14 protein-coding genes and 1 riboswitch are annotated in these 12,537 nt (G+C 62.8%); of the genes, 6 read left to right on the top strand and 8 right to left on the bottom strand.

Translation table 11 applies throughout. The features are described 5' to 3' along the window. Position 1: 1 nt before the first annotated feature. The 3 genes from ACLH0H_RS18480 to ACLH0H_RS18490 form a co-directional block, all read right to left on the bottom strand. Positions 2-1,093 carry a polyamine ABC transporter substrate-binding protein gene (locus ACLH0H_RS18480; protein ID WP_411379107.1) on the bottom strand — a complete coding sequence of 364 codons (1,092 nt, stop codon included), beginning with the start codon at positions 1,091-1,093 and terminating at the stop codon, positions 2-4. After that, positions 1,090-2,124 (bottom strand): histone deacetylase family protein, encoded by a 1,035-nt coding sequence (locus ACLH0H_RS18485; protein ID WP_411379108.1) that lies wholly within the window; start codon positions 2,122-2,124, stop codon positions 1,090-1,092. The genes ACLH0H_RS18480 and ACLH0H_RS18485 overlap by 4 nt, the downstream gene beginning before the upstream one ends. A gap of 130 nt (positions 2,125-2,254) precedes the next feature. Further along, positions 2,255-3,247, bottom strand: coding sequence for an AraC family transcriptional regulator (locus ACLH0H_RS18490; RefSeq protein ID WP_411379109.1), 993 nt, complete (start codon positions 3,245-3,247; stop codon positions 2,255-2,257). A gap of 202 nt (positions 3,248-3,449) precedes the next feature. On the opposite strand from ACLH0H_RS18490, the gene ACLH0H_RS18495 reads away from it, so the two are divergent. Then, a complete protein-coding gene (locus ACLH0H_RS18495) occupies positions 3,450-3,683 on the top strand; it encodes a hypothetical protein (RefSeq protein WP_411379110.1) in 234 nt (77 codons plus the stop codon). A gap of 246 nt (positions 3,684-3,929) precedes the next feature. Next, positions 3,930-4,502, top strand: coding sequence for a nucleotidyltransferase family protein (locus tag ACLH0H_RS18500; protein ID WP_411379111.1), 573 nt, complete (start codon positions 3,930-3,932; stop codon positions 4,500-4,502). On the opposite strand, the gene chrA is transcribed toward ACLH0H_RS18500, so the two are convergent. After that, positions 4,491-5,690, bottom strand: coding sequence for a chromate efflux transporter (gene chrA / locus ACLH0H_RS18505; protein WP_411379112.1), 1,200 nt, complete (start codon positions 5,688-5,690; stop codon positions 4,491-4,493). The genes ACLH0H_RS18500 and chrA overlap by 12 nt on opposite strands. A 173-nt stretch (positions 5,691-5,863) precedes the next feature. On the opposite strand from chrA, the gene tspO reads away from it, so the two are divergent. The 4 genes from tspO to ACLH0H_RS18525 all read left to right on the top strand — a co-directional run bounded on the left by tspO (position 5,864) and on the right by ACLH0H_RS18525 (position 8,221). Continuing rightward, positions 5,864-6,304: a tryptophan-rich sensory protein TspO gene (tspO, locus tag ACLH0H_RS18510; protein WP_411379113.1), complete on the top strand. Its 441-nt coding sequence runs from the start codon at positions 5,864-5,866 to the stop codon at positions 6,302-6,304. After that, on the top strand, positions 6,304-7,230 hold the full coding sequence (locus ACLH0H_RS18515) for an alpha/beta hydrolase fold domain-containing protein (protein WP_411379114.1): 927 nt from the start codon (positions 6,304-6,306) through the stop codon (positions 7,228-7,230). The genes tspO and ACLH0H_RS18515 overlap by 1 nt, the downstream gene beginning before the upstream one ends. Before the next feature lie 226 nt (positions 7,231-7,456). After that, positions 7,457-7,924: a DUF1203 domain-containing protein gene (locus tag ACLH0H_RS18520; RefSeq protein ID WP_411379115.1), complete on the top strand. Its 468-nt coding sequence runs from the start codon at positions 7,457-7,459 to the stop codon at positions 7,922-7,924. A gap of 72 nt (positions 7,925-7,996) precedes the next feature. Continuing rightward, entirely contained in the window at positions 7,997-8,221 is a 225-nt protein-coding gene (locus ACLH0H_RS18525; protein WP_411379116.1) for a hypothetical protein, read from the top strand. 164 nt (positions 8,222-8,385) lie between these two features. Here the strand turns inward: ACLH0H_RS18525 and ACLH0H_RS18530 are convergent, their stop codons facing one another. The 4 genes from ACLH0H_RS18530 to ACLH0H_RS18545 form a co-directional block, all read right to left on the bottom strand. Continuing rightward, positions 8,386-9,150 carry an ABC transporter ATP-binding protein gene (locus ACLH0H_RS18530; protein ID WP_411379117.1) on the bottom strand — a complete coding sequence of 255 codons (765 nt, stop codon included), beginning with the start codon at positions 9,148-9,150 and terminating at the stop codon, positions 8,386-8,388. Beyond that, positions 9,147-10,151, bottom strand: a complete 1,005-nt coding sequence (locus ACLH0H_RS18535) for a FecCD family ABC transporter permease (RefSeq protein WP_411379118.1) — start codon at positions 10,149-10,151, stop codon at positions 9,147-9,149. Before ACLH0H_RS18535 ends, ACLH0H_RS18530 begins: the two co-directional genes overlap by 4 nt. Then, entirely contained in the window at positions 10,148-11,158 is a 1,011-nt protein-coding gene (locus ACLH0H_RS18540) for an ABC transporter substrate-binding protein (RefSeq protein WP_411379119.1), read from the bottom strand. Before ACLH0H_RS18540 ends, ACLH0H_RS18535 begins: the two co-directional genes overlap by 4 nt. A gap of 115 nt (positions 11,159-11,273) precedes the next feature. Further along, a riboswitch (cobalamin riboswitch) is annotated at positions 11,274-11,469 on the bottom strand. Between the two features lie 36 nt (positions 11,470-11,505). Next, complete coding sequence (locus tag ACLH0H_RS18545; RefSeq protein WP_411379120.1) at positions 11,506-12,450, bottom strand: DNA/RNA non-specific endonuclease; 945 nt, start codon at positions 12,448-12,450, stop codon at positions 11,506-11,508. Positions 12,451-12,537: the final 87 nt, after the last annotated feature.

Below are 12,537 nucleotides of genomic sequence, written 5' to 3' on the forward strand. Positions count from 1 at the left end.
CTTATCTGCCCGACTTGATCTTCGTCCAGGCCCGCGTGCGTGCGCGTTCGGCATCACGGCCCAGGGGCTTGAGGGTATAGAGCGTGGCCATGGCTGCCTCGGTCGGGTACAGGTTAGGGTTGTTGCGAATCGACGGGTCAACCTGGTCGGTGGCGTCCTTGTTGGGGTTGGGGTAACCGACAAAATCGCTGATCGGCGCGATCACCTGCGGTTGCAGCAGGTAGTTGATAAAGGTGTAGGCGTCCTGCGGGTTGCTGGCACCCTTGGGGATGGCAAGCATGTCGAACCAGATCGGCGCGCCTTCCTTGGGCAGTCGCATGTCCACGGTGACCCCGTTCTTGGCTTCCTTGGCGCGGTTGGCGGCCTGGGAAAAGCTGCCGGAGTAACCGACGGCCACGCAAATGTCGCCGTTGGCGATATCGGCCATGTACTTGGAGGAGTGGAAGTAAGTGATATAAGGGCGGATTTTCATCAACAGCGCCTCGGCCTTGATGTAGTCCTTGGGGTTGCTGCTGTTGGGGTCCAGGCCCAGGTGTTGCAACGCCAATGGCAGGATTTCCGAAGGCGAATCGAGCAGCGCCACGCCACACTGTTTGAGCTTGCTGATGTTCTCTTCCTTGAAGATCAGGTCCCAGCTGTCGACCGGCGCGTTGGCCCCCAACGCGGCCTTGACCTTGTCCGGGTTGAAGCCGATCAGAATGGTGCCGTACATGTAGGGCACGGCGAATTTATTGCCGGGGTCGTTGGCCTCGATCAGCTTCATCAGCTTGGGGTCAAGGTGGTTCCAGTTCGGCAACTGGCTGCGGTCCAGGGGTTGGAACACCCCCGCTTCAATCTGTTTGGCCAGGAATACGTTGGACGGCACCACCACGTCGTAGCCGGCGTTGCCGGTGAGCAGCTTGGCTTCAAGCGCCTCGTTGGTATCGAAGATGTCATACACCAGCTTGATCGCAGGGTTCTGCGCCTTGAAGTCCTCCAGCGCCTTGGGCGTGATGTAGTCGAACCAGTTATAGACCTTGAGGGTTTTCTCCTCGGCGTGGGCCATGCCACCGGCAACGGCCGCGCAGAGCACGAGTGACTTGAGCATGTTCATTGGGCTGTCCCTTCAAAACCTTCGAGAACGTTGACGGCGTTGATGCCGATTTCTTCCACTGCGTAGCCGCCTTCCATCACGAACAGCGTGGTTTTGCCCAGGCCGGCGATGCGGGCGCCCATGGCCAGGTAGTCCGGGCTGTCGAGCTTGAATTGCGAAATCGGGTCGTCCTTGAACGTGTCCACACCCAGGGAGACCACTATGATGTCGGCGCCATAGCGCTCGATCTCTGCGCAGGCTTGTTCAAGCGCGGCGCTCCAGGCTTGCCAGCCGGTGCCTGCCGACAGCGGGTAGTTGAAGTTGAAGCCTGCCCCGGCGCCTTCCCCCAGTTCGTCCGCATACCCCAGGAAAAACGGAAACTCCGCTTCCGGGTGCCCGTGGATCGAGGTGAACAGTACGTCGTTGCGCTCGTAGAAAATCGATTGGGTGCCGTTGCCATGGTGGTAATCCACATCCAGGATCGCGACCTTTTTGTGGCCCTGGTCGAGGAAAGCCTGAGCGGCGATGGCGGCATTATTGAGGTAGCAATAACCGCCCATGAGATCACCGGCGGCATGATGCCCCGGCGGGCGGCACAGGGCGAAGGCACTGCGAGCGCCTTGCTGGACAGCGGTCTGGGCGGTGAGGGCAACCTGCGCCGCGCTGTAGGCCGCTTGCCAGGTGCCGGCGGTAATCGGTGCGCCGCCGTCGAAGCTGTAATAGCCTAACTGGCCATGCAGGCTGGTGGGCAACACCGCTCGCAGCGTACGCGCGGGCCAGGTGTAGGGCAGCAGGTCGCCGTCCTGGCCGAACTCTGCCCAGCGCGCCCATGCCCCCTGGAAAAAATCCAGATAGTCGCGGCTGTGGATGCGTTGCAGCGGTGCCAAACCGAAGTCCCGCGGCGGCTGCACCGGGCCCAGTTGACGGTCCTTGACCCGTTGCAGCACGTGGTCGGCACGCGAGGGCATTTCAAAGCAGGGCATCAGTTGCCCGTCCATCAGTTCACAGCGGCCGTGGTGCAGGTGGTGATCATCGGAGTAGATGGTCAGCATGTTGTTCTCCGCAGGCTGTATCGGTGCATGCAGTCTTGCGGTAGGCGTGGTTTTTGAGAACGTCGGGAGCGGCCAAAAGGGGATAGATATGGCCAAAGTGTTTGTCCGTAATTCGACCCTTTATGGGGCATTACCCGCGATATCGGCTCGGCGCGACGCCACTCCAGCGCACAAAGGCGTGCCTGAAGCTTGCGGTCTCGCTGAAGCCCAGGGCCTCGGCGATTTGATGGATTGGCCAGTGGTCTTCGGCCAGCAATTGCTTGGCGCGTTCGAAACGAAGCTCGTCGAGCAGTTCCTGATAGCTGCAGCCCAGCTCATGCAAATGTCGACGCAGGGTGCGCGCCGAGCAGTTCATTTGAACGGCCAGCCCGTCCAGTCCAGGTGCGGCGTGCAGCTGCCCCGCCAGCAACTGGCGGATGCGTCCCAGCCAGGCCTCGCGCCCGGTAAATTCGGTGTTCTGTTTGCGACAGCGCTCGGCCATGGCGTGATGGGTTACGGCGTCTGCCAGTGGCAAAGGTTGCTCCAGCCAATGTTTATCAAAGGCAAACGCGTTGGTCGTGGCCTGGAACTGTAACGGGCAGTCGAAACACTCGGCGTAGCGGGCTCGATAATCCGGCGCATCGTGCTCGAACCGCGCGCTCAGCAACGGCAGCGGGTGGCCGAGCAAGTCGTCGCAGATGACCTTCAACGACGCCAGGCACAGCTCCACGTTGAAGGCGGTGAGCGCCGGGTTCTCGCGGTAATCGCCGGCGGTAAACCAGACCTGTTCGCCGTCCTCCTCAAGGCTCAGCTCGAACAGTGTTCCCAGCAGCGCCGGATAGCGCAGGGCCAGGCGCAAAGCGTCACCGAAAGTGGCACTGGTGAGCAGGGCATAGCCGAGCATGCCGTAGGACGAAACATGCATGCGCCGGCCCACGCTCAGGCCGATATCGCGCTGCAGCGCCACGGCGTTGGCGCACACTTGCATCTCCTGATGGGTGGCGATGCGCGTGTCGGCACGGCTCAAGTCCGCCGCGCAGATACCGCTGCCGGCCAGCAGCGTTGCGGCGGGCCAGCCTTGCGCCTCGAAAGTGCTGAGAACCAGAGAGACCGCATTGAGGGTGGTGAGGTGCGAATGCAACATGGCGACTTCCAGCCAGGGGATGGCTGAAAGGGCAGCAAGTAATGTGCCGAAGCCCGCGGCGAGCGCCTGTTCGAAGCCGTGTAGGCGCGCGCCTGCTGCCTATTTCGGCACAAAGCGGCCCCTTTCTTCCGCAACCGGTCTACCATGCCAGCCCCGGCAGTGGTTCATGCGCTACCGACCCCATTTCTTGAAAGGTGCTGCAATGTCCATCGACCAAATCTCCCTGCCTAAAGGCGTAGGCCCCCACGCGCTCAAGCTGCTCGACGCCATCACCGGCGCTTCCACCCACGAAGAACTCAACCGCGCCGGCGGTAAAGCCGAGGGTTTCGTGCTCGGCCTGGAAGCCACCAAAGCCATCAAAAGCCAGATCGCCGAGTCGATGTATGTGGCTTACGACGACGCGGCGAGTAACCGGGCGGGTGAGTTGAAGGGCTGACAGCCAGGCCCCTTGTAGTGAGCGGGCTTGCCCCGCGCTGGGTGGCGAAGCCGCCCTAATGCAGTCACCGCCGATTTACATATAAAACCGAGTTGCCTGGTTTGGGGCGGCTTCGCCGCCCAGCGCGGGCGGTGCGACGATTCGACAAGCCCGCTCACTACAAGCGTTGACACCACGGTGTAAAAGGCACGCGGCGTTGGTGTAGGCTCAGCGGCCCGAACGCCGCTGAAAGCACAAGGAATGCCCATGACATTGACCGTCAAAACCCTGCTCGATCTGGCCATGGCCAACCCGATCAACGCCCAAATCACCGCGCGTTTGCCGGACCTCGGCGTGGACCAGTGCTTTCTCACGGCGGGTTGCCTGTTCCAGGCCGTATGGAATCATCAGTCGAACCTGCCGGCCGCCCAGGGCGTCAAGGACTACGATGTTTTCTACTTCGACACCGACCTGTCCTACGAGGCTGAGGACGCCGTGATCCGCGCGGCCGAGACGCTGTTCCAGGACCTGGGCGTCCGCGTTGAAATCAAGAACCAGGCGCGGGTTCACCTCTGGTATGGCGAGCGGTTTGGCCGTCCTTACCCGCAGTTGCACACGGCCAAGCAGGGGATCGATCGTTATCTGGTAGCGGGCACGTGCATCGGCTTGGAGATTGCCACGGGTGAACTGTATGCGCCGTATGGCTTGGAGGATGTGGCGCAGGGCGTGCTACGCATCAACCCGCTGCATGCGGAGCCTGCGTTGTTTGCGCAAAAGGCGCGCAGTTACCAGGCGCGTTGGCCTTGGCTGAAGATCATCGAACCGGGTTCAGCCCAGTAACCCTCCCACTGCGCCGCAGCCGGCCACGACCAGCCAGGGCGGCAGCCGGCCTGACATCAATGCTGCCAGGGCGATCAGCGCCAGGGCGAAGTCCGCCACGCTGAAAATCGCGCTGGTCCACACCGGCTGGTACAACGCCGCGAGCAAGAGTCCCACCACCGCCGCGTTGACCCCGGCCAGTGCGGCTTGGGTGCGTGGGCTGCGGCGCAGGGTGGCCCAGAAGGGCAGCGCGCCCATCACCAGCAGAAACGACGGGGCAAAGATCGCCAACAGGCCAATCACACCCCCCAGCCAGCCCGTCGGCGCATGATTCATCGACGCGCCGAGGAAGGCGGCGAAGGTGAACAGCGGGCCCGGCACGGCTTGCGTGGCGCCATAGCCGGCGACGAATACATCACTGCTCACCCACTGCGGTGTCACGACTTGCGCTTGCAGCAGCGGCAACACCACATGGCCGCCGCCGAATACCAGCGAGCCGGTGCGGTAGAAGGCGTCCACCAAGGCCAGGGTGGGGTTGGGCAGCCATCCGGCCAGCATCGGCAGGCCCGCCAGCAACAGCGCAAACAGCCCCAACCACCAGGCGCCTGCGCGGCGGCTGATGGCGATCGGCAGCGCGTCATGCTCGGCGCCTGGCGCGGGTTTGAACAGGAGCAGACCGGCGAGGCCCGCAAGGGCGATGACCCCGACCTGGCCCCAGGCGGACGGTTCCAGCAGCGCCGCGCAGGCCGCCATCAGCATCAGCGCGATACGCGCCACGCCCCGGCACAGGTTGCGCGCCATGCCCCAAACGGCCTGGGCTACCACCGCCACGGCCACGACTTTAAGACCGTGCAGCACGCCGGAGGGAATAGCGTTGCCGTAATGGGAAAGGCCCGTGGCGAACAGGATCAAGGCAATGGCTGACGGTAGTGTAAACCCGGCCCAGGCAGCCGCGGCGCCCCCGTAGCCCGCGCGGGACAGGCCCAGTGCAATGCCCACCTGGCTGCTGGCCGGGCCGGGCAAGAATTGGCACAGCGCGACGAGGTCCGCGTAGCTGCGTTCGCTGAGCCAGCGCCGCCGGGTCACGAACTCGGCGCGAAAGTAACCCAAGTGGGCGATGGGCCCGCCGAACGAGGTGAGGCCCAGGCGCAGGAAGATAAGGAACACCGACCAAGGGCTGCTGGAGGAGGAGGCGAGCGGGTTGGCCAAGGTCGGATCTCGGGTAGAGGGCTAAGCTGTGGGAGGGCTTCCCGGCACCATAACCAATTTTGATGACGCGCAGAAGAGACGGCATTTTTCGGCCTTCATTGAATTTTTCCGCTCGGGTTCGAGTCATTCAAGCAGAGCGTTGCTTTCTACCCACTCCACCTCAAGGACTGACGATGACCTTTTTTATCTTCCTGCTCGCCTGCGCCGCTGCCGCCAGCACCGGCATAATCTTCAAGCCGGGTGCCTGGTATGAATCATTGGTCAAGCCTAGCTTCACCCCGCCCAATTGGCTGTTCCCGGTGGCCTGGACGATCATCTACCTGCTGCTGGCCTGGGCCGGTTATCGCCTCAGCCTGATCCCGGGCAGCCAGATCGTGTTGGCCTTGTGGGCGGCGCAGATTGCCTTGAACACACTGTGGACACCGGTGTTCTTCGGCGCCCATCGCCTGTTCGCGGGGATGGTGATTATTGCCTTGCTGTGGCTCACCGTGGCGGCGATGGTGGTGTTGGCGGTGCGCCTGGACCTGATCACCGGTTTGATCCTGTTCCCTTACCTGGCGTGGTTGAGTGTGGCGGCGGCGTTGAATTTCTCGATCCTGCGAAATAACCGTTGATGGCCCTTACGCCCTGGCCCGCCAGTGAGCCCGAACTGGCCGAAATGCGCCGCTTCAACCAGAAACTTGCCTGGTTGCCGCGCTTCAAGATCCGCAATCGCGTCACGCCGCGCTTGATCCAGGCGCTGTTGCGCGCCAGTCAGAAGGTCAAGCGCGCACCTGCGGTGGAAATAAAGCGGGTGAACGGAGTACCGGTGCGCATCTTGCGGCCGGGCGGCAGGCCCAAAGGTGTTGTGCTGGATATCCACGGCGGCGGCTGGGTGATCGGCAATGCGCAGATGGATGACGACCTCAACCTGGGCATGGTCAACGCATGTGATGTGACGGTGGTCTCGGTGGATTATCGGCTGGCGGTCGACACGCCGGTCGAAGGGTTGATGGACGACTGTCTGGCGGCCGCGCGGTGGTTGCTGACCGCCGATGAGTTCGCCGACCTTCCGGTGTTCGTTGTTGGCGAATCGGCTGGCGGGCACCTGGCGGCGGCGACCTTGCTGGCCTTGAAACAATGGCCCGAACTGCTCAAACGGGTAAGCGGGGCGGTGTTGTATTACGGCGTCTACGATCTGACCGGCACACCCAGCGTACGCACGGCGGGGCCGCAGACGCTGATGCTGGATGGGCCGGGCATGGTCGAGGCGCTGCGTATGCTGACGCCGGGGTTGAGCGATGATGAGCGTCGACAGCCGCCGTTGTCACCGTTGTATGGCGACTTCAGCGGGTTGCCGCCGGCGTTGATGTTTGTGGGTGAACTGGATCCGTTGAAGGATGACACACTGTTGATCTCCGAACATTGGCCAGAGGCAGAGGCGCATCTGTTGCCGGAGTCGGCGCATGGGTTTATCCATTTTCCGGTGGCGATGGCAGCCAGTGTGCTCGCCTGCAGCCACACATGGATAGCGCAGCGGATGCTTCTGATAAACGTGTAGTGAGCGGGCTTGTCCCGCGCTGGGCTGCGAAGCGGCCCCAAAACCAGTCGCCCTAATTCTATCTGACACACTGCGGCGGTCCGATTGGGGCGGCTTCGCCACCCAGCGCGGGACAAGCCCGCTCACTACAGCGGTTTGTCAGCGCTTGATATGACCGCAAGAATCGGATAGCCACAGGTGCCCAGGTTCCCGCCTTATAGAGACCCACCCCACGCAGGCGCCTATCATGAATTTCCGCATTACCGGTCTTGCCCCCGACCCATTCCGCCGCTTTTTCGGCTTACCCGACGACGAGCTCGCCGCGCTGGGCATCAAGCGTTACCGCGTCGACAGCTACCCAGGCTTTCCTGACCGTATAGAGATGAAAGACGCCGACGTCGGGCAGAGCGTGCTTTTGCTCAATCACCTCAGCCAACCCGCACGCTCACCGTACCGCGCCTCCCATGGGATTTTTATCCGCGAAGGGGCGACGCAAACCTATGATGCGATTAACCAGGTGCCTGACGTGATGCGTATCCGGCTGCTGTCCCTGCGGGCATTTTCCGAGGACGGGATGATGCTGGATGGGGATGTCGTAGAGGGGCATTCGGTAGAGCCTGTGATCGAACGCATGCTGGCCAATCCAGAGGTCAGTTACCTCCATGTGCACAACGCCAAGCGTGGGTGTTATTCGGGGCGAGTCGACCGAGCGTAGGGTGATTGAACTTAAAAACTGATCACTTGGTCAGCTAACAAGGCTGCTCATTTCCATCGTCAGGATTTTTTCATGCACGAATACACGCTCAATTACCTGTTCAACGGCGAACCCCGTACCCACACATTCGGACTCAAGCAACCCGAGTTGCCCGTGCATGAGGCGGCATTGCATCTGCTGCAATTGCATTTCGGCGATGCGGAGAATGGTCTGATCCTGCCCCCTGCGGATGCGACGCCGGAGGAAATTCTGCAGCAGGCGCAGGTGATGGGGATAACCGAGATCGAGGTGCTGTAAACGAAGGCCCAGCACCTGCTGAGATATCAAGGCAACAGCGATCAAATGTGGGAGCGGGCTTGCTCGCGAAAGCGGAGTGTCAGTTGATAAATGCATGACGGGTAGACCGCATTCGCGAGCAAGCCCGCTCCCACATTGGATTTTGGTGTTTTCGTGATCGTGCTTTAGTTCGGGCGCAACCGCAGTATCTGCGCTCCATCGAACGGGTCTGTGAGGTAGTGCGCCTGCACGCCAAACGTCTGCTGCAGCCGCTGCGCCGTCAGCACCTCCAGCGGCTGACCCAGCGCCACCAGCCGGCCGTGATCCAATACTGCCAGCCGGTCACAGGTCAGCGCCTGGTTCAGATCATGCAGCGCCACCAAGGTGGTCACCGGCAACCCCTGTATTCCCTTCAGAATCCCCAGTTGATGCTGGATATCCAGATGATTGGTCGGCTCATCCAGCAGCAGGATCTGCGGGCGTTGCGCCAGTGCGCGGGCGATGTGCACGCGCTGGCGTTCGCCGCCGGAGAGGCTGCGCCAGGCGCGCTGGCTCAGGTGGGTGGCGTCGACGTCATGCAGGGCCTGGTTGACGATGGCGTCGTCCTCGCTGGACCACGGGCTCAGTGCCGACAGCCACGGCGTGCGCCCCAGTGCCACGGCGTCGAACACACGGATGGCATCGTCGGTGTCGGCCTGTTGCTCCACCACCGCCAGTGTCTGCGCGATGGCGCGCCGGGACAAGTCGCCCAGCCGCGCACCGCCCAGCCGTACCTCACCGCAGGCCGGCGTACGCAAGCCGGCGAGCAATTTAAGCAGGGTGGATTTGCCGGAGCCGTTCGGGCCGACGATGCCCAGGGTTTCGCCCGACTGCACCTCCAGCTGTATGTCACGCAATAGTTGGACCTCACGCACCTTGAACCCCAGCCCGCTGCAACTGAGCACCGTCATCGCGCGTTCCTCCGGCCGATCAGGATCAACGCAAACACCGGTGCGCCGACCAGTGCCGTGACCACACCGACCGGAATCACCTGGCCCTTGATCAAAGTGCGCGACAGCACATCCGCCGCGATCAAAAACAGCGCGCCGCCCAACGCACTGGCCGGCAGCAGCCGCGAGTGCCCAGTCCCAAGCAACAGGCGCACGGCGTGGGGAATGACCAGTCCGACAAAGCCGATGGAGCCGACAATCGACACCATCACTGCCGTCACCAGGGCCGCGCAGCCCACCAGCACGAACTGCACGCGCCGCACGGGAATGCCGAGGGACGCCGCCGAGTCGCTGCCGAAGGTAAATGCGTCCAGCGCTCGGCGATACCACAGGCACACCGCCAACCCTGCGACCGCCACCGGCACCGCCAGCCACACCGAGGGCCAGCGCACGCCGCTGAGGTTGCCCAACAGCCAGAACAGAATGCCGCGGGCCTGTTCGGAACTGGCGGACTTGGTGATCAGAAACGCGGTGAGCGCATTGAACAGCTGTGAACCGGCAATGCCGGCGAGGATGATCTGGCCGGTGCCGCTGGAGGAACCGCTGGCGCGCGCGAGCAGAATCACCAGCGCGAACGCCGCCATCGCGCCGGCAAACGCACCGGCCGACAACGACACCAGCCCGCCGCCCACGCCCATCAACGCCACCAGCACCGCGCCGGTCGAGGCGCCGGCGCTGATGCCCAGCAGGTACGGATCGGCCAGCGGGTTGCGCAACAACGACTGCAGGATCACCCCGCACGTCGCCAGCCCGGCACCGCAGGCGGCGGCAACCAGCGCGCGCGTCAGGCGATAGTTCCACACCACGCCTTCATCGATGGGGTCCAGCACATAGCCGGCGGCCCACAGTTTGTTGGCGAGTACCTGCAGCACCACGTGCGGTGAGATGGCGGTTTCGCCAATGGCCACACCGGCGAGCACGGCGATCAGCAGCAAGGCCAGGGCGAGTAGGGTGCGGATCATTTGGGCAGGTCGTAGCCGTCGATGGCGGTCGCCAATTGTTCAAGGCCGTCGAACGTGCGAATGCTGGCCTGCAGCGCCATGGCGTCCAGAATGATGATGCGGTTGTTCTTCACCGCGTCCATGTTGCGCGTTACCGGATCGCTGCGCAAAAAGGCGAGTTTCTTTTCATGATCGTCAGCAGGGTAGCGGCGGCGGTCCATGCGTGCGATCACCAGAAAGGTCGGGTTGGCCTTGGCAATGGTTTCCCAGCCGACGGCGGGCCACTCTTCATCGGACTGCACCACGTTGTGCAAGCCCAGCGTCTGCAGCATGAATTCGGGAACGCCTTTATGGCCGGCCACGTACGGGTCGCTGGCCATTTCGGAACTGGAGAACCACACCAGTGCGCTGGCGTGCTTGAGGCCTTTGCTTTGCACGGTGGCGATGGACTTGGCCAGACGCGCCTTGAGTTCGTCATTTAACTGCTGGCCGCGATCCTGTACGTCGAAAATCTGCGCCAGTTGGCTGATGCTTTTGTAAATCGTCTCGATGCGAAACGGCTGCAGTCGCGTGCCGTCGGCGCCCACCAGGTTGTCCTTGCCTTCGCAGTCGGAAGGCAGCAGGTAGGTCGGGATCTTCAGTTCATGGAATTGCTCGCGCGTACCCACCACACCGTGCACGCCGACCACCCATTCCAGCTCGGCAGCCACCAGTTGCGGGCGCTTGGCGATCACCGCTTCGAAGCTCGGCTCGTTGTTGGCCAGGCGCTCGATGGTGTCGTTCTGCGTCTTGAACTGCGGCAACACGCTGTTGAACCACAGCGACGTGCCGACCACTTTGTCGCCCACGCCCAAGGCGTAAAGCATCTCGGTAGCTGCCTGGCCGATGGTCACGCTGCGGGCGGGCGCTTGCTGGAAGCTGAGGTGGCTGCCGCAGTTTTCCAGGCTCAGCGGGTAGTGGGTGGGCGCGGCGTGGGCCAGGGCACAGAAGCCGATGCCGGCGAGCAGGGCGGTAACGCGTGGCAGCATGGAGCGATCTCCGGGTGAACCGTACGTGGAACTGGGGAGGTACGGTACTGGAATAGACGCTCGAGCGCTGTGGTACAGGCAGGCAAGAATGTCCTTCCCGGACACCCCGCCGGTTAGTGATAGAGCTTGCGCCGGCAGGTCTCCTGACTGATGCGTCGTCGCCACGCTCCAGCCTTCCCGGACGGGGTCCAGTGGCATCAAGGAGCAGGCTCGGCACCTACAGTTGCGGGGGCAGTTCCGATTGGCGCGGGTGTACCGCGCTTCGGATTCCCTATTAGTCCCGTTTGGGAACCGGCGCGGTATGGTAGTTGATTAGCGCCTGGCGAAATAGCCCAAGGCGCGTCCCGTCAGAGACGAATGTCGTCCGGGCCCTGTATCAGCGCTTCGATTCGCGTGCCGGTGGCGCGCTCTTCGTTGCTGAAGCCGTCGTAGTCGGCCAGGTTGGCGAAACGGATGCCGGTCAGGCGTTCGATCTGGATCACGCTGCGCTGGTAGGTCCTGAGCTGGCCGAACATCAGGTCGAGCTGGCCCAGTTCGCGGCTCTGGTCAATCATGTAGGCGCTGGCGGAGGGCTTGCCATCATCGCTGAGGTAAGCGACGACTTTCCAGAACGCCTTGGGGATCTTGACGCCCCGGTACACCCGGTCGTCGTCGCCGAACACCGGGCCGGTGAACACGGTGGCGCGGGCTTTCCAGCGTTGGGTGTTATCGATGATGTAGTCCTCCAGTTCCAGCCAGGTCTTCTGGTTGAACCCGCTCATCTGCGGCGAGCAGTTGGTGAAATGAAAGGTGTCGAAGTTGGCGGTCTTCGCCTCGTCGCCCCAATTGGGGTCTTGCCGGCGTACCAGGTGGCCGCGATCCAGACCGTTGCCGGCGTACAGGTCTTCGCCCACCTGTGCGTCGATCGGCAGGCGACCGTCGTAGGCCCAGGTGTCGTTGCTGCGGGCCACGTCCACATGCTGCGCGCCATCGATGTTGGCGCCCACATACAACGCCAGCCGCCGCGAACGTGACATCGTCACCGAGAAGTGCGTGTAGTCCAGGCGTTCGCCGCCGTTTTTCTGCGTCTGTACATCGCTCGCAAGGCGTTGCTCAACCGTGGGCCAGGGCACCTTGAAGCCGCCGAGGAAATCCTCGGCATAGCCGCGCCGGTCCTTGAGGTCCTTGGCGGCGGTGACGCGGGGCGTCGCCGCCCTGGCCTCCAGCAGGGCAGGGCTGGGCGCGAGCAACGGGTGCAGGTCGGCGAGCCTTGGGCGGTGGGAAAGATCGATTTTGGCTTTACGTGCTGGCATCGGTAAGTCCTCCTTGAATAAACACGACTGCAACATAGCTTAATGACAATTGATGAGGCGTATTGAACCCGGGAAGCTATCCTGAAT

It is taken from the genome of Pseudomonas sp. MPB26 (assembly GCF_046605355.1).
Lineage (GTDB): Bacteria > Pseudomonadota > Gammaproteobacteria > Pseudomonadales > Pseudomonadaceae > Aquipseudomonas > Aquipseudomonas cedrina.

Bases quoted from the DNA above. Each gene is read 5' to 3' on its own strand.
- ACLH0H_RS18480 (WP_411379107.1), bottom strand. From the start codon at position 1,093: ATGAACATGCTCAAGTCACTCGTGCTCTGCGCGGCCGTTGCCGGTGGC.
- ACLH0H_RS18485 (WP_411379108.1), bottom strand. From the start codon at position 2,124: ATGCTGACCATCTACTCCGATGATCACCACCTGCACCACGGCCGCTGT.
- ACLH0H_RS18490 (WP_411379109.1), bottom strand. From the start codon at position 3,247: ATGTTGCATTCGCACCTCACCACCCTCAATGCGGTCTCTCTGGTTCTC.
- ACLH0H_RS18495 (WP_411379110.1), top strand. From the start codon at position 3,450: ATGTCCATCGACCAAATCTCCCTGCCTAAAGGCGTAGGCCCCCACGCG.
- ACLH0H_RS18500 (WP_411379111.1), top strand. From the start codon at position 3,930: ATGACATTGACCGTCAAAACCCTGCTCGATCTGGCCATGGCCAACCCG.
- tspO (WP_411379113.1), top strand. From the start codon at position 5,864: ATGACCTTTTTTATCTTCCTGCTCGCCTGCGCCGCTGCCGCCAGCACC.
- ACLH0H_RS18515 (WP_411379114.1), top strand. From the start codon at position 6,304: ATGGCCCTTACGCCCTGGCCCGCCAGTGAGCCCGAACTGGCCGAAATG.
- ACLH0H_RS18520 (WP_411379115.1), top strand. From the start codon at position 7,457: ATGAATTTCCGCATTACCGGTCTTGCCCCCGACCCATTCCGCCGCTTT.
- ACLH0H_RS18525 (WP_411379116.1), top strand. From the start codon at position 7,997: ATGCACGAATACACGCTCAATTACCTGTTCAACGGCGAACCCCGTACC.
- ACLH0H_RS18530 (WP_411379117.1), bottom strand. From the start codon at position 9,150: ATGACGGTGCTCAGTTGCAGCGGGCTGGGGTTCAAGGTGCGTGAGGTC.
- ACLH0H_RS18535 (WP_411379118.1), bottom strand. From the start codon at position 10,151: ATGATCCGCACCCTACTCGCCCTGGCCTTGCTGCTGATCGCCGTGCTC.
- ACLH0H_RS18540 (WP_411379119.1), bottom strand. From the start codon at position 11,158: ATGCTGCCACGCGTTACCGCCCTGCTCGCCGGCATCGGCTTCTGTGCC.
- ACLH0H_RS18545 (WP_411379120.1), bottom strand. From the start codon at position 12,450: ATGCCAGCACGTAAAGCCAAAATCGATCTTTCCCACCGCCCAAGGCTC.